The organism is uncultured Campylobacter sp., assembly GCF_938045535.1.
Classification (GTDB): domain Bacteria; phylum Campylobacterota; class Campylobacteria; order Campylobacterales; family Campylobacteraceae; genus Campylobacter_B.
On record NZ_CALIMQ010000043.1, the window covers coordinates 1 to 9229 of the forward strand.

9 protein-coding genes are annotated in these 9229 nt (G+C 41.9%); 8 read left to right on the plus strand and 1 reads right to left on the minus strand.

Annotated elements, in window-relative coordinates:
- Window positions 1-137: 137 nt before the first annotated feature.
- The 3 genes from Q0095_RS01680 to Q0095_RS01690 all read left to right on the plus strand — a co-directional run bounded on the left by Q0095_RS01680 (window position 138) and on the right by Q0095_RS01690 (window position 1821).
- The gene (locus tag Q0095_RS01680; protein WP_297880772.1) at window positions 138-419 is read left to right on the plus strand and encodes a hypothetical protein; all 282 of its coding nucleotides are present in this window, start codon (window positions 138-140) and stop codon (window positions 417-419) included.
- A gap of 240 nt (window positions 420-659) precedes the next feature.
- On the plus strand, window positions 660-860 hold the full coding sequence (locus Q0095_RS01685) for a cold-shock protein (RefSeq protein WP_297880774.1): 201 nt from the start codon (window positions 660-662) through the stop codon (window positions 858-860).
- 103 nt (window positions 861-963) lie between these two features.
- Window positions 964-1821, plus strand: a complete 858-nt coding sequence (locus Q0095_RS01690; RefSeq protein WP_297880776.1) for a histidinol-phosphatase — start codon at window positions 964-966, stop codon at window positions 1819-1821.
- A 151-nt stretch (window positions 1822-1972) separates the two neighbouring features.
- Here Q0095_RS01690 and Q0095_RS01695 read toward each other — a convergent pair whose 3' ends face one another.
- Entirely contained in the window at window positions 1973-2725 is a 753-nt protein-coding gene (locus Q0095_RS01695; RefSeq protein ID WP_018498601.1) for an LPS biosynthesis protein, read from the minus strand.
- Window positions 2726-2997: 272 nt separating this feature from the next.
- Between Q0095_RS01695 and Q0095_RS01700 the strand changes: the two genes are divergently transcribed.
- From Q0095_RS01700 to Q0095_RS01720, 5 genes are all read left to right on the plus strand, one after another.
- Complete coding sequence (locus Q0095_RS01700; RefSeq protein ID WP_297880788.1) at window positions 2998-3720, plus strand: aminotransferase class I/II-fold pyridoxal phosphate-dependent enzyme; 723 nt, start codon at window positions 2998-3000, stop codon at window positions 3718-3720.
- Window positions 3721-3742: 22 nt separating this feature from the next.
- On the plus strand, window positions 3743-4903 hold the full coding sequence (gene ftsZ, locus Q0095_RS01705) for a cell division protein FtsZ (protein WP_297880781.1): 1161 nt from the start codon (window positions 3743-3745) through the stop codon (window positions 4901-4903).
- The gene (locus Q0095_RS01710; RefSeq protein ID WP_297880783.1) at window positions 4904-5416 is read left to right on the plus strand and encodes a pyridoxamine 5'-phosphate oxidase family protein; all 513 of its coding nucleotides are present in this window, start codon (window positions 4904-4906) and stop codon (window positions 5414-5416) included.
- 185 nt (window positions 5417-5601) lie between these two features.
- Window positions 5602-7764 carry an adenosylmethionine--8-amino-7-oxononanoate transaminase gene (bioA, locus tag Q0095_RS01715; protein WP_297880785.1) on the plus strand — a complete coding sequence of 721 codons (2163 nt, stop codon included), beginning with the start codon at window positions 5602-5604 and terminating at the stop codon, window positions 7762-7764.
- A 2-nt stretch (window positions 7765-7766) separates the two neighbouring features.
- A complete protein-coding gene (locus Q0095_RS01720) occupies window positions 7767-9131 on the plus strand; it encodes a sodium:solute symporter (RefSeq protein WP_297880787.1) in 1365 nt (454 codons plus the stop codon).
- The last annotated feature ends 98 nt before the right edge of the window (window positions 9132-9229 follow it).

Genomic DNA, 9229 nt, shown 5'->3' on the forward strand with positions numbered 1-9229 from the left:
CCTTATTGTCGTCTGTGATGAAGGATTAGTTGGTGAAAGATTTGAAACAATGACACAATTATCCAAGGAATTACCGTTTTCTTAAACTTTATGGTATACTTCCTATGACAAATGGAAATGAAGGGGGATAGAAGGAAATGGCTAAACATAACCTAAGTCCACAAAATGGTGAATTAAAAGAATTTGGGGATTCATTTGCAAAATATTCACGTAAAAATACAAGTTGGCTTTATTTATTATTTATCATTATTGTATTATTTGGAGTCGTTTATTTATTTAATACGGTATCTAAGCGTACAAAAACACCAATTGAGGCTTATCGAGAAGAGTTTATTCAATTAAAAGACCAAATTCAAAAGCAAGAGTTAAAAATTGAAGAATTAGAGCAACAAATCAAACAATTGTCTGAAAAACCATAACATTTTAAATGAAAAGAGTGAAAATTTTTCGTATTTTTTCACTCTTTTCATTATTTTATTAAGGAATCATTTGAGAGCTTTTCTAAATTTGTTCGGAAATAGGCTTGTAAAAGGCTTTCAATTGTGCTATACTGACTATAGTGTTTTTGTTAGGGATATAAATGGGTTTTAAGAGCTCCTTTTTGAACCACAGGCAGAAATATGAATAACCGTGCTTTTGGCACAAGGAGGAAAATGTTCATGGAACAAGGTAAAGTAAAATGGTTTAACGAAAAAAAAGGATTTGGATTTATTTCAGGAGAAGATGGAAATGATTATTTCTTACATTTCTCAAAAATTAATAAAGAAGGATTCAAAACAGTTAACGAAGGTGAAGAAGTAAGTTTTGATGTAGAAGAAGGACCAAAAGGACCTCAAGCAACAAATGTAATTTCTCAATAATCGATTAATTAATTTTGTGTAAAAAAGGCTGTTTCAAAATGGTAAATTTTGGGATGGCTTTTTTCTTTATTTTGGATACAATATATGAAAGCGAGGAAATATTATGTTGGTAGATTATCATATGCACTTTGAATATGGAAGTTATGACGAGAATTATGTAAATCCTTTTTTTGAAAAGGCAAAGGAAATGGGGCTGACAGAAATAGGGATTACAGAGCATACCCATGGATTTAAGGAATTTAAGGACTTGTATTATGATGAGTTAATTTTGGATGATAGTGAAACTGGAAATTTTCAGAAAAAATGGCTTGAACAGAAAACTAAATTTGTACATACATTGGATGAATACAGGGATTTTATAGATAAATTAAAAGCAAAAGGCTATCCAGTAAAATTTGGAATTGAAGTTTGTAATTTTAGAAATCAGGAAAAAGTTAAGGAAATATTATCTAAATATGACTTTGATTATTTAATTGTTTCAATTCATTTTATTAAGGGGTGGGGATTTGATTTTAGTGCTTTGAAGCATAAATTTACAGATGGTAATTTGGTGCAAATTTGGAAGGATTATGCAAAAGAAATTGAAGATGTGGCAAATACAGGAATGTATGATATTTTGGGACATCCATTCAATTTGAGATTGTTTAAAAATATTCCTGAGAAGAAAGATGTTGACAGATTGCTTGAAAGTACAGCTAAATGCCTGAAAAAGAATAATATGATTGTAGATGTAAATACTGGTACGTTTTATCGGTATCCAATTAAGGAAATTACGCCGTATAGGGATTTTATGGAATATGTGAAAGAATATGACATTCCTGTAATTTTATCAAGTGATTCACATTATTCTGAACATGTTGGGATGAAAATAAAGGAAGCGGGAGAATATGTGAAGGAATTTGGAATTACTGAAATGGTAACTTTTGATAAAAGAAAGAGAAAAATGGTTGAAATTGGATAATTAATAGTATTAGATGACTTAAGTTTTTTATCTATACAATAGGTTAAGTTCCTTGTTAGCAAATAATAAAAATATAACTTTATTTAAGTTCAATAATAAAAAAATGGGGATTGTCTTAAAATACAAGATAATCCCTTTAATTTTATTGTTTTTAATTTTTTCTTTTTTTAATGTCTTCCCAATCTAGTGTTGTTGAAAATTCCTTCATAAATGCAATTAATATTCCTAAGAAAATTCCTAAAAATAATGAACCAGCGATAACCAGCTTTTTATTTAAAGAAGGTTTTGTTGTAGAATTTATAAATTTTACAACTGGATTTGGATCATTTTTTAACAAACGGTAATATGCCAGTCTTGATACAAGAGTGTCTGTTAATGAATCTTTTGTGGTTCTGATATCAACATTTTTTGTCAAAAAACTGTATTGTTGCTCTAAAAGTTTTATTTGTGAATCCAAAAAGTTGTTTTTTCTTTCAAGAAGATAATTTTGTGCAAGTATTGGGTATTCCTTTGCAAAATTTTCTCCTTCGGATTTGCTATTTGTAGAAAATTTTACTTTTACCATAGGATCATTTGTTTCAGATTGAGCAGTCAATCTTGTTGTCATTTCCTTTAGAAATTTGTCATCAGGTAAATTTACATTTTTTAAAGTCTTTGAATTTTTTTTCAAGTAATTGAAAAAATCAAATGAAGTTAGTGAAAATTGTGAATTTTCTCCAATTTCTGTAAGAACTTTGTCGTTTCCATAAAGTATTATTTCCGATTTGAATGATTTATGTACAAATACGAAAATTGTTGATAGTATTACAACTAATATTGTTGTTAAAGCAATTAGGGCTTTATCTTTATAAAGAATTTTAATTATCATATTGGCATCAATTGCCTGTTGATTTTTATTGTCCATTTCCTTTCCTTTCCATTTAAGTTTTAATACTAAATCCCATTAAAACAGAAATTATAATTTATTTAATTTCTTATTGCAAAAAGAATTTGTAATAAATTTACTATTCAAATGAAAAATAGCATAAATTAAAATTTTTATATATTAATTTTATCAAAAAAAGTGAAAAATGACAATGGAAAATTTAATAAAAATTATAAAATAAACGAAAAATATGATATAATGGGTTATTGATAAAAAATAAATATGAAACGTAAAGAAAGAAGGTTTTGAAAATGTACATAGATCCAATAATAAAAGGAATAGAAATATCAGATATAAGAAAAATTCATGAAAGATTGTCGTCTTATAAAAATGTAATAAATATGACAATTGGGGAGCCAGATACGGATGCACCGAAAAAAGTAAAGGAAGCAATCGCTTATCATGCTTTAAACAGCCCAATTAAATATTCACCTGTGGGTGGAATGCCTGAATTAAGAGAGAAAATTGCAAAATTTTATAATGAAAAATTTGGAGGAAATTACAACAAAGACAATGTTTTAGTTACAGTTGGTTCGACTGAAGGACTTTCTTCTACACTTAAAACAATTCTTGCAGAAGATGACGAAGTGTTAATTCCAACTCCAGCGTATGTTGGATATGAGCCATTAATTAGGGTTGCAAGAGCAAAAAGCGTGGGCGGCTTGCACGAGATCGCTGATGATATTTCAAATTCTTGCGCACTAGGACTTTGCATGTATGGTTTCGGCGAATTCACTCCATACGAGATGGACTCTAACGGCAAACTCCGCTACAAAGACGAAGTTATAAATAAGGCTCCGAAACGAAACGTGAACGAATATTATGAAAAAGAGGTCAGCAAGGCGATAGAAAAAGAGGGCGTCAGAGCGGATAGCGGTGCGGCTAAGAAGGAGGATTTGAATATCCAACTTCCCAAAAAAGACGGACAGAATTTTTTCAATAAAATTTGGTCGTCTATGAAAAATTGGTTTTAAATTTTAAGCTAAGGAGATACTCGTGAAAGGATACAGCATGGAAGAAAGAAAGGGCATCTACGGTGCCAAGATGAAGGTTATCGGCGTCGGCGGCGGCGGATGCAACATGATAAATCATATGATCCGCGAAGGATTTACCAAAACCGACGTTGAGCTTATGGTGGCTAACACCGATGCACAGGCGTTAGAAAAATCGATCGCAAATACTAGAATTTTACTAGGCGAAAACACCACCAAGGGCCTTGGCTGCGGTATGGATCCTGCGCTTGCTAAGATGGCTGCGGAGGAGAATTATGACGATCTTAAAGACCGCTTGGACTACTCCGACATTGTTTTCGTTGGCTCCGGTCTGGGCGGTGGCACCGGTACGGGCGCTGCGCCTATAGTCGCTAAAGCTGCGAAAGAGAAAAAAGCGCTAACTATCGGCGTCGTTACCACCCCTTTCGGTTTTGAGGGCAAAAAGCGTATGCGATTAGCACAAGAGGGTCTTGAAGAGCTTAAAAAAGAGTGCGATTCCATAATCGTTATCCCAAATCAAAATTTACTAAAGATCATCGATAAAAAAACCGGTCTAAAAGATGCCTTTAAAATCGTAGATAATGTCCTATTCCAAGCCGTAAACGGTATGATCTCCGTGATCTTAGAGTCCGGTGACAGCGATATCAACGTCGATTATGCCGACGTCAAAAAGGTAATGACTCACCGCGGTTTGGCGCTTATGGGTATCGGCGTTAGCGAGGGCGAAGGCGCGGCAGAGGAGGCGCTAAAAAGCGCGATCCAATCTCCGCTTTTGGATAATACCTCCATCCACGGCGCTATGGGCGTGTTGGTGCATTTCAAGATGTCGCCTGATTGCTCCTTACTTGAGATCGAATCTGCGATGAATATCATCGAAGATACCGTGGATAAGGATGCCGACGTTACCTGGGGCACCACCACCGATCCTAAGATGGAAAATAACCGCGTCGAGGTTACTCTCATCGCCACCGGCTTTGAAAGGAGCATCGAGGAAAAAAAGCAGGTCGCCAGCGATAACGTAGCGGATCGCAGAAAGGCGCTTTTAGAGAGCATGGGTCGAAATTCTATCTTTTCTAGACAAAAGGTAAGTAGCGGCGATTTTAACGGAGACGAAACCTACGACGAGCTCGACGAGCCCGCATTCCTACGCAATCAGATGGACTAAATGCGCAGACGAGATAGGCAGCTAAGCGAAGATGAGGCGTTAAAAATCATCGACGAGAGCGAATACGCTACGCTTAGCTGCATAGATGATAGCGGCGAAATTTTTAGCGTGCCTATCTCGCCGGTGCGCGATGCGGACGTTATTTATATCCACGGCGCGCCCGCTGGTATGAAGGCAAAACTCTTTCAAAACGGACGTGCGGTAACGGCTGTTTTTGTTAGCTACAACCGCGTTCCTACCCCAAGCGACGAAGAATACCGATCTATCGCAAACGACGCTGCCGCTTTAGGCTCTATAGTTTATACGACGGAGTACCGCAGTGCGATCGCCGTTTGTGAAGCAAACGAAGTGTTAGATGACGAACGTAAAATTTACGCCCTACGGATACTTTGCGAAAAATACACCCCAAACTATATGTCGCGCGTAGAGTTTGCCTCCAGAGCATCATTAAAGCGCACGAAAATTTACGAACTCAAAATAAAATCCGTAACCGCAAAGGCTAAAATTTTATAATGCGTCCAAATTTGCGCTTCCTGCGCCATGCCTTACTTTGCGGGAATCTCTTCTTTTATATGTTTTTGTCCTTTTTGTCGACCGCCCTACTTTACTTGCGATTGACATTCGCTTGGGTTTAGTGCGGCACCTCTTTTCAACGCCGCTATTTGATTTCAGTTATGATGGGCTTTAAAGGAGCGAGATTGAAATTTTTTATAACCGCCGTGAATACGGAGGTAGGAAAGACATTCGTTACAGCCTCGCTTCTGCGGGCGTTTTTGCAAAGCGGTCGCACCGCGATCGCGCTAAAGCCCGTGCAGACGGGATGCGAGATGAGCGGCGGCAGGCTTGTCGCGCAGGATGTGAGCGAGTATGCTAAAGTAAGCGCAGATAGCGACATTGCGCCGATTTATGCGTTTAAATTTCCGGCTTCGCCGCACTACAGCGCGAGTTTGGAGTGCCGAGAGATCAAGACGGATAAAATTTTAAAATTTATCGACGCTCATTCGGCGCAGTGCGAAATCACGCTGATCGAAGGCGCGGGCGGTATTTTCGTGCCGCTGAACTCGCACGAGAGCTTTTTGGACGTGATGAGAGCGGTAGATGCGCCGATCGTTTTGGTCTGTAAAAACGAGCTGGGCGGGATAAACAGCGCGCTTTGCAGCGTCTATGTCCTACGCTCGCACGGGCTTAAAATCGCGGCGCTGGTTCTGAATTTTACCGACGAGAAGGACGAAATTTGCGTATCGAACGCAGCGTATCTGAAAAGCAAACTCAAAGGCATATCCGTCATATCGCTACGTAAATTCCAAAAGGACGACTTTACCGCCGCTGCGCGCTCTTTTGAAAATTTCATCGCCTCGCTAAATTTTAACGATCCGTCGCAGATGGACGCGGGCGCGGCAAATTCAAACGAAACCGCCGCGGTAGCCTTGGATACGGCGCAAAGCGGGCAGAGGGGCGCAAATTTAAATGAGAATTCTAAAAATAGCAAGGCTCGCTTTGCTTTGGACACAGCGCAGGTCTGCGAACAAGACGGCGAAATTAAAAGCAGCCGCGTCGCGCCGCCGCTCATGAGCGCTTCAAACACGGACCCCATTGATCTAAGCTTCGATGCGAAGCATCTTTGGCACCCCTACACTTCCGCGACGCATCCGCTTAAGGCACGCGGCGTGCTCCGCGCCGAAGGCAATAAAATTTACACGACGCAGGGCGCGCTGATCGACGGGATGAGCTCTTGGTGGTGCGCCGTGCAGGGATACGGCAGCGAGGCGTTAAATGCCGCGGCGACCGCACAGATAAAGGAATTTTCTCATGTGATGTTCGGCGGACTTACCCACGCGCCCGCGATAAATTTAGGCAAAAAGCTACTCTCGATGTTGCCGCAATTTGATCGCATCTTTTACGCGGACAGCGGCTCGGTAGCGGTCGAGGTGGCATTGAAAGCGGCGATCTGCTATCAGCAAAACGTCTCGCCTAAAAAGAGTAAAATTCTAACCGTCAGAGGCGGGTACCATGGCGATACGTTCGGCGCGATGAGCGTTTGCGATCCGCTCACCGGCATGCATTCGCTATTTAGCGGCATCTTGGCGCGTCAAATTTTTGCACCGCGCCCGAGCTGTCGCTTCGACGCGCCGTTTGACCCATCTAGCACGGATGAAATTTCTAAAATTTTTAAAGAAAACAAAGATGAGATCGCGGCCATCATCATCGAGCCCGTCGTCCAGGGAGCCGGCGGGATGTGGTTTTACCATCCGAAATTTTTAGACCGCCTCCGTGAGCTGTGCGACGAAGCGGACGCGGTGCTCATCTTTGACGAGATCGCCACCGGCTTTTGGCGCACGGGTAGGGTATTTGCATACGAATACTGCGGCGCGGCGCCCGACATAATCTGCATAGGCAAGGCGCTAAGCGGCGGGTTTATGAGCTTTGCGGCTGTTTTGACGAACGAAAAGATCGCGCACGGCGTGAGCAAAAACGGCGGTGTTTTTATGCACGGACCGACCTTCATGGCAAACCCTCTAGCTTGCGCCGTTTCGCTTAAAAATTTAGAAATTTTGTGCGCGCAGGACACGGCGCAAAAGGTCGCGCAAATCCACTCCGACCTGCAAGAGGGCCTGAGGGGGTGCAGGAGCTTAGACGGCGTGGCGGACGTTCGCACCTTGGGCGCTATCGGCGTCGTAGAGATGAAGGAGGCGGTGGACGTAGAGGCACTGCAGGAATTTTTCGTAAAAAGGGGCGTTTGGATCAGACCGTTTGGCAAAAACATCTATCTCATGCCGCCGTTCATCACGCCCAGAAGCGATACGCAAGCGCTTTGCGAAGCGATCCGCGATGCGGTAAAATTAAAAATTTATAAAGGATAAGATTGCAAATTTTAATCATATTTATCATATTTCTACTTTTGCTAGGCTTCTTGGAATTTCGCAAAAAGACCGCCCTTGAGGGCTTTTTGGTAGCGGACAGAAAGGCGAGTGCTTTTGAGATCGCGTTTTCGATAGTCGCTACATGCGTGGGCGGCGCGGCTACGATCGGCGTGGTATCGAATATGCAAAAGTATGGATTTGCCGCGGTTTGGTGGCTTTTAAGCGGCGCGATCGGACTGATGATTTTAGCGATTTTTATTGCGAAAATTCTACGCGCGAGCAAGGCGCTGACGTTCGCGCAGATTGCAGAAATTTTTATCGACAAAAGAGCCAGGCTTGTTAGCGCGGTTATCATTTGCGTGGCATGGTGCGCTATCTTAGCGGCGCAGTTTAGCGCTAGCGCACGCATACTCTCGACGTTTGATCTAAATTTCAACTCCTCGCTGTTCATCGGAGGCGCGGTCATCATCGTTTATACGATTTTGGGCGGACAAAGAGCGGTCATTAGAAGCGATGTATATCAATACGCTATCGTAATCGCGGCGTTTTTGGCAGTTTTGCTCTGGCTAAATTTTAATTCGCCGCAGGTATTTGAAAATGTAAATTTTACGCTCAAAAATGACGCCTTCGGATACGACAAGATCGGATATTATCTGCTGGTTATCGGTACTAGCTACGTGATCGATCCGATGCTGTTTTCTAGAATTTTAAGCGCAAAGGACGAGCGCGCGGCGATCCTGGGCTCTATCTTCGGTGCTTTTGGAATCGCAATCAGCAGCATAATGATCGCTTTTATAGGTTTCGGTGCGATGAGCCTTGCGACCGCCGGCACGAGCGGCGAAGATCTGCTTAACGTAAGCCTTTTTAATGCGTTGCCTGCGTCCTTGGGTGCGGTTTTGATGCTGGGGCTATTGGCGGCGATCATATCCTCTGCGGACACCTGCCTGATCACGGCTTCTAGCATCTTCGCGCACGATATTTTGCGAAGCGAGGATCTAAAAATTTACCGTATCGCCACGCTAGGTTTCGGCGCGATCGCGCTACTTTTAGCAAGCTTCGGCGGCGAAATTTTAAACTATCTCTTCGCGGCGAGCAACATCTTCGTAGGCGGCGTGGCGACGGCGCTATTTTTCGCCATCATCTTTCGCGGCAAGATCGACAAGGATCTCGTTTTGTGCGCCATGTATCTAGGCGGCGCCTTGGGGCTAGCCGCGGCTATTAGCGGTATAAATGCCTTTGCCGTAGCAGGGATAATTACGGCGTGCATTTTATGCCTGGCGGCCAGATTAAAATTTAACGCAGCCTCTTCAAAGCTCGATCCAAACTGCGTCTGCATACCCCAAGCAAGCGAGTACGAAGAGAAATAAGCGCAGCTAGCCGCTTTCGGTAAATTTCATGTGGGCGGATACGGCGCGTTTAATAAGATCGTTATCGCATAAGAGCAGAGCTACTAAATTTATCCCGT